The sequence below is a fragment of the Sphingobacterium endophyticum genome (genome assembly GCF_009733535.1).
GTDB classification, from domain to species: Bacteria; Bacteroidota; Bacteroidia; order Sphingobacteriales; family Sphingobacteriaceae; genus Sphingobacterium; species Sphingobacterium endophyticum.
Window position 1 is genome coordinate 21,252 of the sequence record NZ_SMMI01000021.1, and the last position, 20,928, is coordinate 42,179.

Annotated in this window: 18 protein-coding genes; 10 read left to right on the forward strand and 8 right to left on the reverse strand. The window is 30.5% G+C overall.

The annotated features are described in order from the left end of the window. The first annotated feature begins 19 nt into the window (after nt 1-19). From E0Y80_RS18525 to E0Y80_RS18535, 3 genes are all read left to right on the forward strand, one after another. Nucleotides 20-766, forward strand: coding sequence for a GIN domain-containing protein (locus tag E0Y80_RS18525; RefSeq protein ID WP_156309146.1), 747 nt, complete (start codon nt 20-22; stop codon nt 764-766). Between the two features lie 99 nt (nt 767-865). Continuing rightward, nucleotides 866-1,204: a DMT family transporter gene (locus E0Y80_RS18530; RefSeq protein WP_156309147.1), complete on the forward strand. Its 339-nt coding sequence runs from the start codon at nt 866-868 to the stop codon at nt 1,202-1,204. A 4-nt stretch (nt 1,205-1,208) separates the two neighbouring features. Then, nucleotides 1,209-1,730, forward strand: a complete 522-nt coding sequence (locus E0Y80_RS18535) for a DinB family protein (RefSeq protein WP_156309148.1) — start codon at nt 1,209-1,211, stop codon at nt 1,728-1,730. A gap of 51 nt (nt 1,731-1,781) precedes the next feature. Here E0Y80_RS18535 and E0Y80_RS18540 read toward each other — a convergent pair whose 3' ends face one another. The 5 genes from E0Y80_RS18540 to E0Y80_RS18560 form a co-directional block, all read right to left on the reverse strand. Beyond that, nucleotides 1,782-2,183, reverse strand: a complete 402-nt coding sequence (locus tag E0Y80_RS18540) for a helix-turn-helix domain-containing protein (protein WP_156309149.1) — start codon at nt 2,181-2,183, stop codon at nt 1,782-1,784. A gap of 54 nt (nt 2,184-2,237) precedes the next feature. After that, entirely contained in the window at nt 2,238-3,206 is a 969-nt protein-coding gene (locus tag E0Y80_RS18545; RefSeq protein WP_156309150.1) for a hypothetical protein, read from the reverse strand. Nucleotides 3,207-4,086: 880 nt separating this feature from the next. After that, nucleotides 4,087-5,625: a helix-turn-helix domain-containing protein gene (locus E0Y80_RS18550; RefSeq protein WP_156309151.1), complete on the reverse strand. Its 1,539-nt coding sequence runs from the start codon at nt 5,623-5,625 to the stop codon at nt 4,087-4,089. A gap of 1 nt (nt 5,626) precedes the next feature. Further along, nucleotides 5,627-6,595: a helix-turn-helix domain-containing protein gene (locus E0Y80_RS18555; RefSeq protein WP_197091675.1), complete on the reverse strand. Its 969-nt coding sequence runs from the start codon at nt 6,593-6,595 to the stop codon at nt 5,627-5,629. Nucleotides 6,596-6,721: 126 nt separating this feature from the next. After that, the gene (locus E0Y80_RS18560; protein WP_197091676.1) at nt 6,722-7,588 is read right to left on the reverse strand and encodes a helix-turn-helix domain-containing protein; all 867 of its coding nucleotides are present in this window, start codon (nt 7,586-7,588) and stop codon (nt 6,722-6,724) included. Between the two features lie 699 nt (nt 7,589-8,287). Here E0Y80_RS18560 and E0Y80_RS18565 point away from each other — a divergent pair. From E0Y80_RS18565 to E0Y80_RS18580, 4 genes are all read left to right on the forward strand, one after another. Beyond that, nucleotides 8,288-10,492, forward strand: a complete 2,205-nt coding sequence (locus E0Y80_RS18565) for a bifunctional alpha,alpha-trehalose-phosphate synthase (UDP-forming)/trehalose-phosphatase (RefSeq protein ID WP_156309154.1) — start codon at nt 8,288-8,290, stop codon at nt 10,490-10,492. 4 nt (nt 10,493-10,496) lie between these two features. Continuing rightward, the gene (locus E0Y80_RS18570; RefSeq protein ID WP_156309155.1) at nt 10,497-12,296 is read left to right on the forward strand and encodes a glycoside hydrolase family 15 protein; all 1,800 of its coding nucleotides are present in this window, start codon (nt 10,497-10,499) and stop codon (nt 12,294-12,296) included. Between the two features lie 74 nt (nt 12,297-12,370). Further along, a complete protein-coding gene (locus E0Y80_RS18575) occupies nt 12,371-13,144 on the forward strand; it encodes a DUF4382 domain-containing protein (protein WP_197091677.1) in 774 nt (257 codons plus the stop codon). A 254-nt stretch (nt 13,145-13,398) separates the two neighbouring features. Continuing rightward, complete coding sequence (locus tag E0Y80_RS18580) at nt 13,399-14,193, forward strand: hypothetical protein (protein ID WP_156309157.1); 795 nt, start codon at nt 13,399-13,401, stop codon at nt 14,191-14,193. Nucleotides 14,194-14,223: 30 nt separating this feature from the next. Here the strand turns inward: E0Y80_RS18580 and E0Y80_RS18585 are convergent, their stop codons facing one another. Further along, a complete protein-coding gene (locus E0Y80_RS18585; protein ID WP_156309158.1) occupies nt 14,224-16,326 on the reverse strand; it encodes a heavy metal translocating P-type ATPase in 2,103 nt (700 codons plus the stop codon). A gap of 231 nt (nt 16,327-16,557) precedes the next feature. On the opposite strand from E0Y80_RS18585, the gene E0Y80_RS18590 reads away from it, so the two are divergent. After that, nucleotides 16,558-17,226 (forward strand): SH3 domain-containing protein, encoded by a 669-nt coding sequence (locus tag E0Y80_RS18590; RefSeq protein WP_156309159.1) that lies wholly within the window; start codon nt 16,558-16,560, stop codon nt 17,224-17,226. 97 nt (nt 17,227-17,323) lie between these two features. Here E0Y80_RS18590 and E0Y80_RS18595 read toward each other — a convergent pair whose 3' ends face one another. Further along, a complete protein-coding gene (locus E0Y80_RS18595; protein WP_156309160.1) occupies nt 17,324-17,758 on the reverse strand; it encodes a hypothetical protein in 435 nt (144 codons plus the stop codon). A 376-nt stretch (nt 17,759-18,134) separates the two neighbouring features. Between E0Y80_RS18595 and E0Y80_RS18600 the strand changes: the two genes are divergently transcribed. Next, nucleotides 18,135-19,310 (forward strand): basic secretory protein-like protein, encoded by a 1,176-nt coding sequence (locus E0Y80_RS18600; protein WP_197091678.1) that lies wholly within the window; start codon nt 18,135-18,137, stop codon nt 19,308-19,310. Nucleotides 19,311-19,393: 83 nt separating this feature from the next. Here E0Y80_RS18600 and E0Y80_RS18605 read toward each other — a convergent pair whose 3' ends face one another. Next, entirely contained in the window at nt 19,394-19,855 is a 462-nt protein-coding gene (locus E0Y80_RS18605; protein ID WP_156309162.1) for a hypothetical protein, read from the reverse strand. 101 nt (nt 19,856-19,956) lie between these two features. Between E0Y80_RS18605 and E0Y80_RS18610 the strand changes: the two genes are divergently transcribed. Beyond that, nucleotides 19,957-20,634: an Ig-like domain-containing protein gene (locus E0Y80_RS18610; RefSeq protein ID WP_156309163.1), complete on the forward strand. Its 678-nt coding sequence runs from the start codon at nt 19,957-19,959 to the stop codon at nt 20,632-20,634. The last annotated feature ends 294 nt before the right edge of the window (nt 20,635-20,928 follow it).

Genomic DNA, 20,928 nt, shown 5'->3' on the forward strand with positions numbered 1-20,928 from the left:
ACCAATAAAATATTTAAAGATGAAAAGTTTATTAACCCTATTATTATTAGCTATTGTCTCTTTTTCTAATGCGCAACATAAGGAAACTAGGAAAATCAGTAAAATTTCTGGAATTTCAGTAGCATCTGGCATTCAGGCTAAATTTATTAAATCTTCAAAAAATGAAGTGGTTGTTGATGTTTCAAGGGAAGATATACTTCCAAAAATAGAAACAAATGTTCGCAATGGAAATCTTCAAATTAAGGTTAAAAATGGAAGTGAAATTAGGAATGCTAATACTTTAAAAGTAACTGTTTACAGCAATTCAGTTATCAATTCAATTAATTTAAGTTCTGCAGGGAATCTAGAAATCCTAGATGCAATAGATGTCTCTGATTTCTCAGCAGATATTTCTTCGGCAGGAAAATTAAAAACTGGTAAAATTACAGCTAACAATACAACACTCAATTTAAGTTCCGCGGGTAAAATGAATAGTGATCTGATGTCAGAAAAATTGTCAATCAATACCAGTAGTGCCGGAGAAGTTACTTTAAGTGGCATGTCAAAGCAACTGAAAGTTAATATGTCATCTAATGGAAAAGCTTTATTAAATAATTTTAAAACTTCAACTTTAGAGGTTAATGGTAGTTCCGGTGCCGTATTAAATATTAAAGTAATTAATTCTATTGATGCCAATGTATCCTCAGGTGCTAAAGTGGTTTATTCAGGAAATCCAACTACTAAGGATATTAATAAATCATCTGGCGGAACTGTGAGTAGAGATTAAAAATCCTTTGGAAATCAATTCTAAAAATTATTAGAGATGAATTGAAATCTTTATTTTTTATCAAATAAATTTTATCTTCATAAGGAATAATAAATCCTTATGAAGATTCTTTTTTTTGCCGCTTTTTGGTTTTGTCAAATCAGTTCCAGTATTATTTTTAAATATGGTGGAATACAACCTAAATACCAATGGATTGCATTAATTGCAGGTAATATCATTTTGCTGTCTGCCTCTTGGTTTTTAATCCAACTTTTCAAAACTGTCCCTCAACCAATAGTAATTGCCTTATGTTCAGGAGGAACATTTCTAACCGTTCAATTAGCAATGGCACTTTGGTTTAAACAACCCTTAAGTTGGATACAAATTTTGGGGTCTTTAATAATTATAGTAGGAATGGTATTAGTAACTTTTGGTGATAAATCTATTTCACAATCCTAGATGTATGGAAAATGAAGTATGGATGCGTGGACCAATTCCCGAAATTCCGATATTATTACAGCCAGTAGCGCATGCTTTGCTGCAAGTAAATGAAGATGTTCAAAAATTAATAACCGATGATTTGGAGCCTTATATCTGGATCAAACCTTTCTCCATAGCCTCCATTGCTTTTCACTTACAACATATTGTAGGTGTAACAGATAGAATGTTTACTTATTCTAAAAGTAAGGGATTAATCCAGGAACAATTTGATTATTTAGCCTCAGAAGGAAAATTCGATGAAAAAATAACAATCCAAATTTTAAAGCAAAATCTAGAGGATAGAATTCTTTATTCAATAGAAGAAATAAAGAAAATTGATCCTTTAACTTTAATGGAAGAAAGATTTTTAGGTAGAAAACAAATCCCTACCACCCAAATAGGATTACTTTTTCATGCCGCAGAGCATGCCCAAAGACATTATGGACAATTGTTGGTTACAGTAAAAACCATAAGAGGATTATTAATGACAGGGTCTATCCACTAAATATCCAAATCCTAAAGCCAGAGATCTCTAGCTTTAGGATTGAATTTTGCCTTAAGCAATTTTTTCATCAAAAAATACGATGAATTGGGTTGGATTGAAACCTGTACGATCCTTAATGCTTTTAGCAAATTTTCCATAGGATGAAAATCCAGATAATGCTGCTAAATAAGTCAACTTAAAGTTTCTTGCTTCTTCTACTGTTCTTAAGTAATTATTTAAGAAATCCAATCTTAAATTATTTACATAATTAGGAAAATCAATTTTTTTGTTCCTATTGACTACAAAGGATAGGTACTTTGAATTACATCCTATTTCCTTTGAGGCCGTAGTAATTGAACATGCAGGATTCAAATATGCTTCTTGAGACTCCCATTGAGACAATGCAGCCAGAATTTTATTCTCCGTTTCTGGGTTCATGTACTCTTTTTTGATTGTTGCAGGATTATTAAACATAATAGAAAATAAATAGTGTTAATATTATAATAAAGTGGTTTTTTAAATCTTTTATCAACTTAATTGATAGTTTATTTGTCTATATGAACTTGAATTAAATGTTGAGATACTGTTTATAGACATTGCGCCTTCTTCCTCCTCATCCCCACGAATTTCTTTCATTGCATTTAATAGATGATTTCTTAACTCTTCGTCGATAGTTTCAAAGAATAACTCATTTAAATATTCAAGCCCAAACTTTGATTTGAAAGCAGAAATGGATTTAATGATGGACTTTTTAACTTTAAAATTACCTGACTTGTAACATGCCAAAATTTGCGTTTCACTCTGACTATAATTCATATAGGTCAATGTTTCAATAATCGCAAGAATAATGTCATTATTTGTTTCCTTACTTAATTGAGCCGCTATTATGGAAGCACATCCTTTTTGATTAAAAAATCCAATTTCTTTAATCATAAAAACTTTAAAAGCAATATTTCCTGAATTTCGAACCCATCTACTTAACAAAGGCAATTGCCCTGTTTCAGCTTTTGATAAGAAAAATCTATGCACCAGAATTTCATCTAAAGCATTAAATTCATTTATAAAACTTTCGTCAAGAAATTTATATGGTTCATTATTTTCGGAGAAACCATTTATTGGATTATCAGAAGGGCTATCTATTTTATATTCGCTTGTAGATAGTATCCGAAGCTGTTGAAAATAATCTTGTTTTAAATCATCTAAATTTCTTTTTGCTCGATGGATTTTATTTAAATTTTTTGATCCCAATTCTAACTCCCAAAAATTTAAAACACCAAAAGTTTTCAGAATCTGATTATAATTTTTATCATTCAACCCATGTTCCCCAAACTTGGATTTTAAATTGGCTTGAATTAAATATTTCGATAAAATTTTTAATCCCCGTCTTGAACCTTTTAAAGGATAAATCGATTGCAGCGTGGAAAAAACAATTTGTTCCGAAAGATCAACCTTATTAAAAAGGATGTTATCAATTGTAGATTCAATTTCCAGTTTCAATTTCCGCAAAGTAGATTCCTTCTGAATAAATCTTTTACTATCTAAATAGAAAAGCAATTTATTAATTGTAAATACTATTGCTATGGATACTATTATTACAATAGTAAGCTTTATCACTAACGGATAACTCCAGAATCTCGCCTGTAAATAAAACAGGTAAAATTGAAGGTAATAGCCTAGATACATAATCTTTAATATTTAATATAATAGTTAGTTGGCAATCGTATTTTGAAAAATTAGCTAAACATTAAATGCTGGTTAATTCTTCGAATGTGATACATCAAAAATACATGGAGATTATAAAAAAGTATGTCTTAAAAATAAAAAACTTTGTTCTACCATATTTTTAAGACATGTCTTAAAATATCATAACTATTTGTTATTCAATTTTTTAATGCCATCCAATTGATGCGACCATCTTAATTATTGATTTTCAGAAAATTGAAAAATTGCACTATTTTTCCATATTAAATTAAAGCCTTTTAAAGGGTGGACATCTTTTGGATTTAACACTTTTTGATAAAATTTATTTAAAATGACGTCAAATCATCAGCAAAATGCCCTAATTACAGTAAAAAATTCAATAAGAATTATCTAAATTTTGGAAATTGGGACAGTATTTACCCACTATTTTGAATTATTTAATCATAATAAGGAGCAATAGATCGAAAAAATTAAAATGTCTACCCTCCTATTTATAGGAATGTCCACCATCACAATAAACCTTATAATAACACTTTTAACATTTAAGTATAAAAAATACCTATTTAGAAATATTAAAATTATTTAGAAGAAGAGTATTAAATCTTCTGAATTGAGATAAGACCTTATTTCAGAATGATAATCAATAGGATTTTATTGGAAAAATTGGCAATTTGGATTATATAGTATTTTTTAGCCTCTCAATAAATTGAGATGGAGTTATATCCATTACTGCTTTAAATGCAATGGTAAATTTGCTATGGGAAGAAAAGCCTGCTAAATCAGCTAAATATGATAATTTGTAATCAAGCATTATTTTATTGTTCTCTAACTGAGTGACAATATACTGAATGCGAAGATTTTGAATGTAATCGTTGAAATGTTGGTTTTTATATTTTCTAACAATATAAGAGACATACTTTTGATTGGTATTGAGCTTATTTGTTAATGAATTTAATGTGATATTCTTCGATAAATAAAACTTTTCGTCTTCTAATTCATTCAATCTCTTAACTAACCTGGTTTCAGTTTCCAAAGAAATCTGAGAATCTAAATTTAAGATATCCTTTGGAATATGCTTGCTTATAAGAAAGGGCTCAACAGTTGGTTCCAAATCATTACTTATTATATCATTTTGAGAAATTAATTTTGACTTGTGCCTGATTCTTAAAAAATAATACAGAAACATAAAACAGACTATAAAAATAAGTACCAAGATCATTATAGTATTATTTCTCTTCAGCAATTTTATTTCTGAATAACTATTTTTAACTATTTGATTTCCTAAGATTTCTGCTGCATTTCTCCTTTGTTCATCTAATTCATAATATTTATTTATATAATTTAAAGATTGTTGGTAATCTTCTTTGAACTTGTTGAGTTGAGCCTCGCTATAATAATATCGTTTTTTTAATTCAACATTATTAGACCCAATCACATAAGGTCCTAATAAATCCAGGTAATTTCTAGCAGAGTCTAATTCATTTAAATTGATATATGCTTCAGATAGCAATTGAAAGGTAAATGGTCTAATTAAATTTTCCACACCATAGATTTCATCTAATACTTGCTTTAATAAAGCTATACTTTTATTTTGATCCCCATTCAATTTATAACTTTCCGCCATAATCATAAGGCTTTTTGATCTAAGCAATAATGAGAATGGATTTTCATTATCAATATAACCTTTCTGCAAGACAGCTTCATCCATTAATTCGATTGCTTCACTATATCGCTTTTCAATAATAAAATTATATGCATCTTCCTGCATAATTTCATTTGACAATTGGTTTAGGGATAATTTATCATTAACACCTTTGAGATTAACTTTTGCGCTTCTCAAATATTTATGAGATTCTTCGTAAACTCCAATTTCTCTATAAATAGAGGCCAATAAAATTGCTGTCCTAACTTTGAAATCTGGTATACCTGATAATTCCGATAATTTCTCAGAATGTTTTGCATAATTAATTGCAAGTGAATAGGTTCCTACACTTTTATGAAGGAAGGAAAGTAAGTTATAAGCCCTTATATTATGGATTTCTGTATCGGATGATTTTAATAGGGAATCTGCAATTCGGAAAGCTTCATCAGAATCTAAGGCAATTAATTTGGATCTCGCTTCAACAAATTTATTTTCGAATGAAGATTCTTGCGAAAACCCTACGAAAGGAATTAATAACACCAAGAAGAAAAGAATTAAACTTAGCTTTTTCATATTAATTCATTTTAGCAAGATACATCTCACGAAACTCAATCGGAGTACATTTTTTTTCTAAACTAAAATTTCTGTAAAAGGAAGCTCTGGAACTAAAGCCGCATTCCAATGCAAGTACATCGATATTAAGGTCAAACTCGGGTTTAATTAATTCCTTACACACCTCTTCTATTCTCAAAGAATTAATGGTTTTTATAACATTTTGATTAAAGTAATCTTTGAAAAATTGAGAGATTAATGACCTTGGAATTTTTAAATCCCTTGCCATCATGTCTATATTAAATTCCGGATTAAGATATTTCTTTTCATTAAGATAGTTTAAAATCCTCTCTTTATACGGTGATTTGTTCTGGTTAGAATTTATTTTACTACTAATCGATGTAAGTTGTTGTTCTTTAATTAACAATAAAGGTTTAACCGACTTACCAGCTGAAGTCTGTGACACTAATAATCGAAATAGGTAATTATAAATCATACTTGCCCCAATCATCATAATTACATATACAGTAACCCCTGAAAGAGGTTTTCCAACATCAAACTCTTCAAAAAAAGTAGACATTATTGTCGGAATAATAAATGCTGCCAAAACCAACAATAGAATAATGAAATAATAGTACAATCTCTTGGTATCTAATTGAAGTATATCTGAGACATTTCCTTTTAATAAAACTATGATTGGATATAATATCCAGGAAATTCCAAAAAGACTGTATAATACAATATAGTATGATTTACCATATTGAAACCTAATATATCCACTACTTAAAAAAATAAAATATACCACAGTAGCGATTAAAAATGGTAAGGAGTGATAAAATATATTTTTTTTTGAAATCTTCTTTACTTTATAAGCTAAGTATCCTAAATATAAAAATGGACCATATAATAATCCGAAAGGTGCGCCAATATCAACATATTTATACCCTGGAATTATATCTCTAAATAAGGCGGCAAAAATAACATGAATCAATAGCGTCAGAATTAAATAAGAAAGAACCTGATCGAACAATGTCTTTACATGCAAATTCAGGTATATTTGATAGCTTAATACACATAAAACTATAATAGCAGAATATATAAAAAACACCATCATGCGCTACTTGATTAATTTATTTCGATAATTTGAAGGTGATTCCCCAACATAATATTTAAAATATTTATTAAAAGCTGTCCTTGAATTGAATCCACTCAAATTCGCCAAATATTCAAGCTTTAAATTGCCTTTATTAGTATGTAAAAGATCTATTGCATAATTAATGCGATAGGAAGCTAGCCAATCTTCATAATTCGAATCCAATATATTGGTTATAAAAAAATCCAATTTATCTTTCGGAATCCCTAATTGTTTTGCAAATCGATCTAGTGATAAATGAGCATCAAGATATACTTTTTTTTCATCCATAACATTTTCAATTTTAATTTGAATTTGTTTGATTTCTAAATCAGAAATTGGATATTCAATATTTTTATAAATCCCTTTCGATGCTGCATTTTCATACTTTTTAATAAACCTATTAGATAAAAGGAACCAGGCCAATACCCCAATATTAATAAGCATTATCGCGACGATAACCAGCTGTGCTTGTAGATTTAAAAAATTATCTGATAATAGGTTGATGTAAATAATATTCAAAAAAAAGAAAATAGCAAAACCAAGTATTGCCAGAATTTCCAATAGAATTAAATTCCCTTCATTTAGTATGGATTTTGATTTTCTTTTGGAAAAAATCACTATTGAAGGATAAATAAACATGGATAATAATGTTGTAATAAAATAGATATGCCTGAATAATGCCTCATTAGATTCCCTTATTAAAAAATAAAACATAGTCACTATAATAAAGGGGATGAAATGAAGAACTACTTCTTTTAAAGGTTCTGTTTTTCCTTGTTGATTCTTATATGCCAAAAAAAGTAAAGGTCCAAATATTAATGACAAGGTTGAATCAATTTTTTTTGTCATAAAAATTATTTGAAGGATTAAGCCTACACAGAAAATGGCTAAACAAATCTCAAAAACATTCTTCTTCATATATAAAATCCTGAAAACTAATTTTTCAGAAGGTTTGGGAATAAATAAATTTGTAGACTACATAAGCCCACAGCATAGACTATATTGTTAATAATTGCACTTTATCTCATATCTACTTATATAAAATGACTAAGTAGACCTTCCATTTTCAAATATATTTAAATAATCACAGAACATTTAATTGGTTAATTTTTCCAAGAAATAAAACATTGAAGGTAATTTATTACTAAATAATCCATTTTTTTATTATTTAATTAATTGAATACCTATCAGGTTAATAATAATGGCTAATAATTGCATGAAACCCTTAATTATTGCACTAGAATTAAGTGAAAATAATTCGTTAATTTTCAAGCTTTAAGCAAAAAAATTAAACCCATTACTAAGGAATTAATTAAATTTTGGATTTATCCAATAATATAATTCTATAGTACACATATAATTAATTTAATTTATCTATTTCGAAGATAATCATTATCTAATAAAGTGCTTAAAAGAAATGATTTAAAATGATTGGATTATAATTTTAAATATTAATAAAAAAATTACATTACTTTTTATTATGCTCATTTTCAGTGTTTAAACAAATAAAAACAAACTTTTTCTGAAGTATTTTGTTGTTAAAATAATATGGTACAAAACTTAGATATACCGGAATCAGGTACTCTAATCATCTCTAACCGCTTACCAGTTAAAATTGAAAGAAAAAAAAACAAGCTAAAATTTACTCCCAGTGAAGGTGGCTTAGCGACTGGTTTAGGATCATTTTACAAAGAAAATGGATCATGGTGGATTGGATGGCCTGGTATTATTCCAAAAAATGAAGAAGAAGCATTAATCATTCAACAAGAATTAAAAAAACTTAATTTAATCCCAGTATTTCTAACAGAAAAAGAAATCAAAGGTTATTATGAAGGATTTTCAAATGCAATATTATGGCCACTCTGCCACTACAGGCCAAGTTATGTGGAATTGAAACAAGATTATTGGCTCAGCTATGTGGAAGTAAACAAAAAATTTGCTGAGGCTATAATACCTTTAATTCAAACTCAAACCAGAATCTGGGTACATGATTATCAATTGATGATGGTCCCTAAATTTATTAGGGAAGAGAAACCAGAATGCAGTATTGGTTATTTTCATCATATTCCCTTCCCCCCCATCGAACTATTTAAAATGTTACCTTGGAGAGACGAGCTCTTACTTGGTCTATTAGGGGCTGATTTGATAGGTTTTCATACTTATGAAAATGTCGACAATTTTTTAGATTCATGTGCCGGCGTCCTTAATTCCCAAGTAAATATAAATTACCTAAAAATAAAAGGAAGAAAAGTCCTCGCTGATGTATTCCCTATGGGTATTGATTATGAAAAATATAAATTGCAGGCAACTTCTCAAGACTCAAGGGAATTTAGCAAACATTTAAAAACCCTATATCAAGGTCAAAAAATCATCCTGTCAGTTGACCGATTAGATTATAGCAAAGGTATTCTTCAAAGGTTGGAATCCTTTGAAATCTTATTAAAAAACCACCCCGAATTAAGTGGAAATATAGTGTTATACATGCTGATTGTACCTTCAAGAGATCAAGTCAATCAGTATAAGAAACTTCGAAATGAAATTGATAGAAAAGTAGGAAATATAAATTCTGTGTATGGAAAACCTGGATGGCAGCCAATTGCCTATTTCTATGATTCTTTACCTTTTCATATGCTCTCTGCATTATATGCTGCGGCAGATGTATGTTGGGTAACATCCTTATATGATGGGATGAACCTCGTTTCTAAAGAATATATAGCAAGTAAACAGGACTCGACAGGTGTTTTAGTCATTAGTGAATTTGCTGGAGCATCTAAAGAACTATCCGATGCTCTGGTAATAAATCCTTATGCTGTCCATCGTACAAGCAGAACTTTATACGAAGCCCTAACAATGTCTTTGGAGGAACAAGAAGAAAGGCTTAAGGCAAGTCAGGAAATTGTGTCAAAATTCACAGTACATCATTGGGTTAATCTCTTTATGCAAAGACTCAATGAAATAAAAAATGAACAGAAACATGAATTAGCTAGAAAAGTAAGAGAAAAGGTAGAAAAGGACATTAAAGTTAATTATAAAAATAGCCATAATAGATTGATCCTTCTAGATTATGACGGAACATTAGTTGGATTTAACAAAAATGCTGATAAAGCTTCACCAACAGAGGAAGTCTATCATGTTTTAGATAAGCTTTATCAAGACCCTAATAATAACGTAATAATTATTTCAGGCAGAAAGTACGATAATCTAGACCGATGGTTCTCAGATAAATCATATTATCTAATTGCGGAACATGGAATATGGAGCAATTTTCCGAACCGAAATTGGCATCTTGTTCCTGGATTATCCAATAACTGGAAAAAAGATGTACATCAAATTCTGGAAAGATATACCGATCGTACTGCTGGTTCTTCAATTGAAGAAAAATCGCATTCATTGGCATGGCATTATAGAAAAGTAGATAAAGCATTTGGTATAAGACAAGCACAAGAGCTCCTGCAAGAATTAAGACATTTAAATCAGGTCCTTGATTTACAGATCATCAATGGTGATCAAGTAATCGAAATTAAAAACAAACTTGTAAATAAAGGTAAAGCTGCTATTGATTTAGTTAATGAAATCAATCCCGATTTTATACTCTGTATTGGTGATGATGCAACCGACGAAGATATGTTTATCGCTCTACCTCCGCAAAGCATCACGATTAAAGTCGGTGATAAGCAATCTCATGCTAAATATTACGTTGAAAACCATAAGGAGGTCCTGCATTTATTAGCAAATATTGAACACATAAATTGATAAAATGGATAAAAGACATATATATAATAGTGGAATTATTGGTAATTGCAATTACATCGCCCATGTGCATAAAAGCACAAACATAAATTGGTTGTGTTGGCCAACCTTTGAAGATAGTTTTGTATTTGGATGCTTGCTTGATACCGAAAAAGGTGGCGAATTTAATATTAGGTTAAATGACACTGAAATCAATTCTGAACAGTATTATCTTGAAAACACAAATATTCTAGTCACTGAAGTGAAAGGTAAAAATGCAGGATTTAGAGTCATTGATTTTGCTCCGAGATTTATTCAGTTTGAAAGATACTACAAACCGCTTATGCTGGTTAGGATTGTTGAACCCTTATATGGAACAGCAAATATAAAAGTCAATTGTAAGCCAAAGGCTAATTATGGAAAACATGATTACAATAAATCTAGAGGAAGCAATCATGTACAATTTGACCATAATAATGAACATTTAAGGTTAACAACAAATATTCCGATACGCCATTTTTTTGATGATGAAGATGGAAAATTCTTACTATCTGAAAAGAAGTATATGATCCTTACCTACGGAAATTCATTTGATGCCCCATTGCAACAAACTGCTGAGGATTTTCTTCAAAAAACTAAGTTATACTGGAGAAGATGGACCAAAAAAGCTAATATTCCAAATTTTTATCAAGACCATATCATTCGTTCTGCTTTAGTCCTTAAACTTCACCAATACGAAGATACTGGCGCTATAATAGCTTCGAGCACAACAAGTCTTCCGGAGTCTCCAGGTTCGGGTAGAAATTGGGATTATAGATATTCATGGGTACGGGATAGCTTCTATGTTTTGACAGCACTAAGCCATATCGGAAAATTTGATGAATTGGAAGAATTTGCCAATTACATAACCTCAATTACGCAATCCGATTCCGGTAGGCTACAGCCATTATATGGAATCCTGGGTAGAAAAGTATTAACAGAAACCACCTTGGATTATCTGGAAGGGTATCGAGGCAATAAACCTGTCCGAATTGGAAATCAAGCATATGAACATATACAAAATGATGTTTACGGACAGGCAATGATTGCTTTACTCCCACTTTATACCGATTATCGTTTTCCTCAGGATGAAAGAAAAGATGCTAAATCTTGGTTGAAGTATATCTTGGAAAAGATTCAAATGACTATAGATGAAAAAGATGCCGGGATTTGGGAATTTCGGAATATTGCTAACCACCACGCATATTCAAATCTTTTCCAATGGGCAGGTGCTTCTGCCGCACTAAAAATAGCTCAGCAGAATAATTATAAAGACATTGAAGAACAAGCAAAAACTTTAATGGAAAAAGCAGCTGCATATATTGAGAAGTGTTATGACCCTGAAAAACAAGTTTATAGAAATTCCGATGAGGGATCAAACTTGGATGCTAGTACACTTCAATTAATATTGATGAATTATCTAGTTCCATCATCCGAAAAAGCTAAAAAGCATTTGGAAGTAGTTGAATCAGAATTGAAAGGAAAAAATGGTTTGTTTTATAGATACCTCCATAAAGATGATTTCGGTAAACCTAAAACTACTTTTCTGGTTTGTGCTTTTTGGTATGTTGAAGCATTAGCATGTGTTGGCAGATTAGATGAAGCACAAGAAACATTTGAACAACTTCTTAATTATGGAAACTCCTTAAAACTTTTTTCTGAAGATGTAAATGAAGATGATGGTAGTCAATGGGGGAATTTTCCGCAAGCATACAGTCATGTTGGATTAATGAATGCTGCATATCGTATTGCTATTAAACTAGATAGGCCCATATTTATAAATAAATAAGTTAACATTAAATTTAACTTTGTTTAAAATGGTATATAATTTGTATGGTGAAACATCAAATAACGAGAATTACTATGAAAACATTACTTGGATTATCGGTAGTTGCGGCTGCCTTGAGTCTATCGAGTTGTAGTACAGATGACTCTAAGACCACTGATGGAAGAACACCTGTTACCATTCAGATAACAGATGCACCAGCTTATTATGATGGAATTTTCTTAGATATCGACCACATTGAGGTTATTACCGACGGTGGACGTGAAGTTATCGATGTGGATATCGACCCTTTTGATATTTTAGATTATCGCGAAGGTGAATATAAGTTTTTAGCAGAGCATGATGTGCCTTCTGGTAGATTACAAGAGGTAAGATTAGTTCTTGACGATGACAGTTACATTGTTGTAGACGGTGTCGAACATGATTTAACCACCCCGAGTGGACAATCTTCAGGAGTTAAAATTAAAGTTCAAGACGATTTAATTCCAAACATTGCTTACACATTGGCATTAGATTTTGATGCTTCTAAATCAATTCACCAAACTGGAAACGGAAAATATATGTTGAAACCAGTTATTCGTGCTATTCCTGTTGCTGTTTCTGGAGCAATTACAGGTCTTATATCACCAATAACTGCAATGCCTCATGTGTTTGCTATTCAAGGGACCGATACTTTAGGCACTTTAGCTAGTCCTACTGGTAAATTCTATTTTCCAGGAGTTACTCAAGGTACTTATGATATCTTGATAGAGCCTACTGATGATGCTTACAAATCATTAACTATTCAAGATGTTACAGTTACTACTGGTCAAACTAAAGATCTTGGGACTATAGAAATTTTGACAAAATAATCTTAAAAAAAATAATTTTAAAGGGGATACATAATGTGTCCCCTTTTTTATTAGCCTACTATAAAAAGTATAATTTGTTAGATCTATAAATTGTCCGAATACAGTATTACATGTAGTAAAAATCACCTAATATGACCAGCATTTAAAAATTTCTTTTGGTTAAACTTTCAAAATTATTTAAAGTCAATAAAGAAAATAACACTAATATATTTAACTGAAATTTAAATTTTACTCGGACCAATAATTTATTCAACATGAAAAATTTTACTTTAGCCATCCTACTCTTTCTTTCCTTATCCTGTCCTGCTCTTTCTCAAGATTTTGATGATCTTGAAATTACTGATTCAGTTAATTATCAAAGAAATAATGAACTTTTCGAACGAATCGTAGAACAATATATGTTGAATTATCCCTTACAGGCACTTTTCCCAAATAATGATAATATATTAAATATGATGATGATTCTTTCAGAAGATGGATTTTTGGGTTTTTCAAACAGTCGTTATCTTACTATTGAATCAAGAGGGGGTAAAAGGTTAAGATTTCGTGACATGGAAGGTGATATAGGATATTTAAAGATAGGAAGTTCTGGAAATCATGAATATTATGGACCTTATGGAAATAACATTTCTTCCTTTCAAAAGTCTTATGACAAATATGTGATTAAGGATGAATTAGGAGTTTATTATGATTTAGTTTTTAGTTGGTTGACCTTAAAAAGTATTACCTCTGACTCTGGATATGTGCTCAATATTGAGAAAGGCAAAAAGGGATATATAATTTCAGATAATCAAAATAATTCAGTCTTCATAGCAAAGAATGGCTCAGGCAAAAAAATAGCAACGTATTCTAATGGTAAAATAAAAGAAAGTAAAGGAGGAATTTTTAGCTTAAGTTATATTGTAACTGAAGGCCAATCCAATGTTTTCTATTTAAATAATGATTATGTGTCGGGAAGCTTCGAAATCATTACTAATAAAGGTGTAAACCTAACGATTAGAAAACAAGATATTGAAAACCCCCATCATCAAAAACAAGTAGGACTATAAAATAAAAGGGGATAAAAATCCCCTTTTATTTTAACTTTTTATCTTAAAAATCTGAGAAAAGTCAGTTCGTTGAATTCTTACAGCATTCAAAATCGCTAATAAAGCTACTCCGACATCTGCAAACACCGCTTCCCACATGGTTGCTAACCCTCCAGCTCCCAAGATTAAAACAATTGCTTTAACTCCAAAGGCAAACCCAATATTCTGCCATACAATTTTCTTCGTCCTTTTCCCAATTTTAATAGACATCGGTATTTTGATCGGTTTATCATCTTGAATAACGACATCTGCTGTTTCAATAGTTGCGTCTGATCCTAACCCTCCCATCGCAATTCCTACATCTGAAATGGCTACAACAGGTGCATCATTAACACCATCCCCAACAAAGGCAACAATAGAATCTATTGCCTTTACTGCTTTTAACTTTTCAACTTTATCTTCTGGCAATAAGTCCCCAAATGAAGAATCAATCTCTAATTCTTTAGCCACCTCTTTAACAACACTCGATTTGTCCCCGCTCAACATCGTTACTCTTACTTTTTCTTCATGAAGTGCTTGTATGGTTTCTCTTGCTCCCTCCTTTATCTGATCTGAAATACTTATATAACCAATATATTGCCCCCCTAATGCAACTGCTATCGTCGTAAAAACAATATTTTGATGTTCTTTGGGATATGTGACATTAAATTTATCCATCAATTTAAAATTGCCAACCAATAACTCTTTTCCATCTGCCCTGCCTTTTAACCCATGTCCCGCAATTTCCTCAATCGAATCTAGGTTCATATTTTCCTTTACATCTCCTACATATTCGTGTATTGCAGTAGCAACCGGATGCGTACTTTTGCTTTCAATTTCATTTACATATTGTAAAATTAATTTTTCATCAAATTGAGGATCAAAATTAATTTCCGAGACCTTAAAAACTCCTTCGGTCATGGTTCCGGTCTTGTCCATTACCACATGCTTAACTGATGCAAGAGTATCTAAAAAGTTGCCTCCTTTGATTAATATGCCATGCTTACTAGCTGCACCGATTCCACCAAAATATCCTAGCGGAATTGAAATCACCAATGCACAAGGGCAAGAAACTACTAAAAACACCAATGCTCTGTAGAGCCAATCTTGAAATATGTAATCCGAAACAAAGAAATATGGGAAAAATGCAATTCCAATCGCTAGAAAAACAACTATTGGAGTATATACTTTAGCAAATTTTGATATAAATAGCTCTGTTGGTGCTTTTTGAGTGCTTGCATTCTGAACCATTTCGAGAATTTTGCTCAGTTTGCTATCATTATAGGAAGAACTGACCTCTACCTCAGATACTGTATTCAGATTTATCATTCCTGCAAATACGGAATCCCCCAACTTTTTTGTATCTGGTTTACTCTCTCCTGTTAATGCTGCAGTATTAAATGAACCCATATCACTTTTAAGAATTCCATCCAATGCTATTTTTTCCCCAGGTTTTAATTGGATTATATCACCAATCTTAACATCCTTCGCTTTAATTTTTTCTGTTTTTCCATCTTTAAGAATTGTAGCTTCATCCGGTCTCTGGTCTATCAAGGATTTTATATTCGATTTAGCCCTTGATACAGCTAGGGTTTGGAAAGCCTCTCCTACTGCATAAAACAACATAACGGCCACCCCCTCTGGAAATTCCCCAATAGCAAATGCACCAATGGTAGCAATTCCCATTAAAAAAAATTCTGAAAAGAAATTTCCTCGTTTAATGCTTTTTAATGCATCCTTCAATACTGGTAAGCCAACTGGAAGATATGCAGCAAGATACCAAACTAGTCTCACCCAACCTGTAAACCATGTAAATTTAAATAAATGATCCATAGCCAAGCCCATTAATAATAATATTAAACTAATTATGGCTGGCCTAAACAAATTAAATAATCCGCCTTCCATCTCATGACTATGATCATGGGAATGTCCATGTTCATGCTGATGACTATGGTCATGCTCTTCATTTTCTTCCTGATGTTGGGTATGTGAATGAATTGGTTTTGAATCACTAATTTTTAGTAAATCATCTGCTTTTGCGTTCTTATATACTTTGGCGGTTTGACTGCATATCTCGCATACCCCATTACTATTATATATATGTTTATGATCCATGTAATCTTGATTATATGATAAATTTAACTAATTTAAAATCAATAGACCTTCCCATTAATCATATTTCTCCTGTAAAATAAAATCCATGTAGATATATTGTATATTCTCTTAATTGCCATTAAAATAAGTGATTGATTTATCTTGCAGATGAAAATTATTTTAATAATTTATCTGAAAACTATGGAAATGAATATAAATAATAAGATACTTAGATTTTGTTTAACCTCTATTATGTTAACCATCTGTTTTTATGGATTTTCACAACCCTATGTGATTCAAAGCAAAGATGGATTTGCAAATATTAGGGAAAATGGAAATATAAATGCTAAGGTAATTCATAAACTAAATTCTAATACGGTTATACTAATCGACCAAATTGAAGATCAAGATGTTGAAAATGATAAATGGTTGAAAATATTGTATTATAAAAACAGACCGTTTTCTATCCTAGAAGATTTAGAAAATAGTGAAATGGAAACTGGTTATATTCATATTTCCCAAATTATCCCTTTAGAATCCTTGGAAAAAGACAATTCCGGTGTTTTAAAAATGAATTATTCAATTGGATCATTTATACCAAAAAATTACAAAATCACTTATCATGACGACACACAAAACTTTATAAACACCATAAATAATTACCATTATTATTTATCCGATTGCGGAACTCCTAAGACGGCCATAACAAAAGCTACAGCTGTACTAAACAAAACAAGTATAACAATTCCAGATAAATTATGGTTGGGCATTATCTCTGCCCATAATGACTTTCAATACTTCAAATCAAAAGATGCATTATTTGCTTATCAAGGAATTGGTGATGGGTCCTGTTTTAATCATGTTGTATGGGTATTCCAGAGTGGAAAACTTATTCAAAGATTTATTGGATGGGAATATTAAGAATATAATAATCCTTATTGATCGATCGTGAATGAAAACAAAAAAACCTGATTGCAATTGCAACCAGGTTTCCAATATTATTTTAATCTAACCTTATTTATTGTTTGAAATTAACTGCATAGCTTTTGGATCCATCCGATAAAGTAATTGTTGCATTCGAATAATCCCTATTCAGATAAATATAAAAATTAGTATATGTCGATTTCATTGCCAATGTATAAACATCTGGTAATTCTTCATTTCCTCGATTTACATTGTTGATTTCAAATCCATATCTAGACTTAGCGTTACTTGCAGATGTTAGCTCAATTACATTTCCAACAATCTCCATTTTTGTGAAAAAAGCATCTTTAGGATTTACTTGAACATTACCATTTCCTTCAGTATACACTTGAGCTTGGTAGGCAGTAAAAATCTTGCCTTGAAGATCTTTCGTTACGGTCTCTTTTACTTTTTCTGGAACAACTCCATTATCCTTTTCACAAGAGATAAATAACACTGCGAATAACAAAAATATGCTTAACTGTTTCATAGTTTTTATGTGATATTGACCAAAATTAGAACAAATTTTAAAAGCAATTTAATATTGAGGTAATACTAAAAATATTTGTAGCTATATGTTTGCAAATTGCCTATATCAAAGAATTCTCTCTCAAAAACCCATTTCTTAACCATATTATATTTGCTAAATCTCTTTTAGCCTAAACTTAAATTCAGTTTATATTGTCAAAATATTTTTCAAAATTTTATTCGCTGAGACTAATATCTACCTACATTCTTCATTTCTATTTTTCGCTAACGCGTTTTAGCAATTATCTTACACACGAAATTCTGTCTTTTAACGTTTTTTTAACAGTATAGCAATTAAAAAATCTATTATAAACTTAATCTTAAATTATATGCTAAAAATGAAAACAACTAGCCTGTTGTTATTTCTATCCCTTACTTTGATTATTTTTTATTCTAGTTGCAGTAAGGATAACAACTTAGAAATACCAGATCCTGAATTAGAAAACCTAGAAATTAAAGACATTACGTCGGAAGCATCTACTCTATTTAGTAATGAAAATCCAGATGGCCCAAATGGTCCAGAAGGCTCTAAAAAACTAACTGACGGTGACACAACAACTAAATTCCTAGTGAAGGACTTTAAATCATTAAATATTGATTTTCAATTTGATACTGCAAAACTTGTTGCTTCTTACGAATTTACTACTGGAAATGATTTCGATGGCCGTGATCCTATGGATTGGAAATTTTATGGTTCAAAAGATGGACAAAATTGGAAAGAATTGGACAATCATGTCGGAATGCAATTCAGAAAAAGAAGAAAAACATACCAGTTTTTCTTTAAAAACAATGAGAAATTTACTCATTATAGATGGGCAATTTCTAAACTTTATAATGATAACATGTTTCAGGCTTCAGAGTTTAGATTAATTCAGATGCCTCCTTCAAGTCAAAAAGACGACCCAATCCAGAAAGTCGATAGCTTAACAAAAAATAATGTTTCATTAGTCTTCATAAACCATTCAGGAAAATTGGATTTACCTTATCAGGAACGATTGACAAATACTTATTTCACAGTTTATCCAAAACTAATAGCTGATTTTAATCCAAATGCTAAAAAGAAAATTTACTTTATCATTGATCCTACTTATGATGGTGTAGCATATGCCTTTGGAGATGTTGTTGTATTTGGATTTGACTATATGGAGAAAAATCCAAAAGATGGGGATGTCGTTGTTCATGAAACTATGCATCATATCCAACAAGGTTATAAAGGAAATGTTCCTGGATGGCTGGTTGAAGGAATTGCTGATAATGTGAGATACCATTATGGAATCGATGAACCTGACCCTTGGACCCTGCAGGATTATAAACCAGAACATAATTATGATGGTAGTTATGGAATTACAGGTAGGTTCCTGCTTTGGATTGAAACCCACAAGAACAAAAATTTTGTCAAAGAGTTAAATAATGCCTTATACAATGGTGTAGATTACAATGATTTCTTTGTACAAAAGCTCGGCAATTCTATTCAGATTATCTGGAATGAATATGCAAAAAATCCAACTATATAAAACTTTAAATATAAAATTCCAGCGCTGAGGCGCTGGAATTTTAAAAAACCTGTCTATGAAGTTTTAAGTTTAAAGTTTATGATTTATAAACTTCCTATTTCTTTAATAACAGCATCAATATCAGCATTCAAATTATCAATATTTTTGTTCTGCAGATGATTCCCTTTATAATCTTTTAATTGTTCAAAAAACTGAATAAGGTTGCTTTTAAATTCATCGTATTTCAAATCTGTTGGAACATATTTATTGTCTGGGACTAATCGTTCAACTCTTGGGTTTTCTATGGCTGGAAACTGAATCCATTTACCTGTATGGTCCAACTTTGGAATATACTCTTCTTGCATCCAAAGAATAATCTCATCTTGGGGTTGGGATAACCTTAAAAAATAATGCCGAGAATCAGAAATTTTTAATCCAAATAAATTGACTGAATAATCATATTCTTTTAAAAACTTTGATAAAACCTCACTTTTCATTAATCCTTGAACCAAGTTAAGAATCCTCTCATTTTCATTCATCATATCATCACGTATTAAGTTTTTCATATCGTACTTCTTTAAAAATAAGGAATGATTGATAGATTTTTAGAATTATTAAAACATTAACCCTGGATTAACTTTAGAAGTCTACTTTAAATAAAAAAGATATGAATTTCACTATTTCTAAAATATCAGTAGCAATCTCTTTTAGTCTGATCCTTTCTATTTTTAATGCATGTGTAAAAAAAGATGAATTCATACAGAAATTTCAAATAGACCCCAATAAGGTTGAAATATACACTTATGAAGAATTCCAATTAAAAGCCAATAAAGAAGTGGTTAAATGGACTTCATCAAATGAATTCATTTGTCAGGTAAATGAAAATGGTTTATTAAAAACTAGACACATAGGAAAAGCAGTTGTTCAAGCAAAGTTTCAAGATGAAATTATAAATATTGATATACTTGTTAAACCTAGATTTACCCATTTCCCCGAACCTGTTCCTAGAATGGATGCAAGTCTATTAGAAATTTTAAAAATTGAAGAGCGTACATTAATCTCTCAAAGTTTAGTTCAGCTCATCTATCAAACAGATTCTAAATTAATTGATCATTTTTATTATCTGTTTTTCAATAATAAACTCAAATATGCCATCATTGATTACATAACACTTACAGGAACTCAATATGATGAACTTTTATTTTTCTATGACGAGAGATATGAATATTTAGGTAAAAGTAAGAGGGACCACTATTTTACAGATCAAAATAAGAATATTTTAATTGCAATATCTTTTCAAAGCAAACCGAATGTTCGATATATGCAATATCAAGAATTAGATTAATCATTTATATTGACTAACTTTTGTCTTTAATTAGGACACTTTATTTATTCTCTTTCCTTTATTAAATAAATTAAAAATATTTTTTAGAAATGTGATTTAAGGAAATGAATAGTGGAAAAATGAAATTTAATATTACCTAAAAATTATTTCTAATTTTTTTAATGAACATTTTCAATTATTGGCACAATATTTTCACTTACGTCCCCGTAGTTGTTTAACATTAGATAATTGTTTGAATAATGAGGATTTATTAGGTCAACTTATTCCTTATTTTAAATGCTTATCGACTAAAAA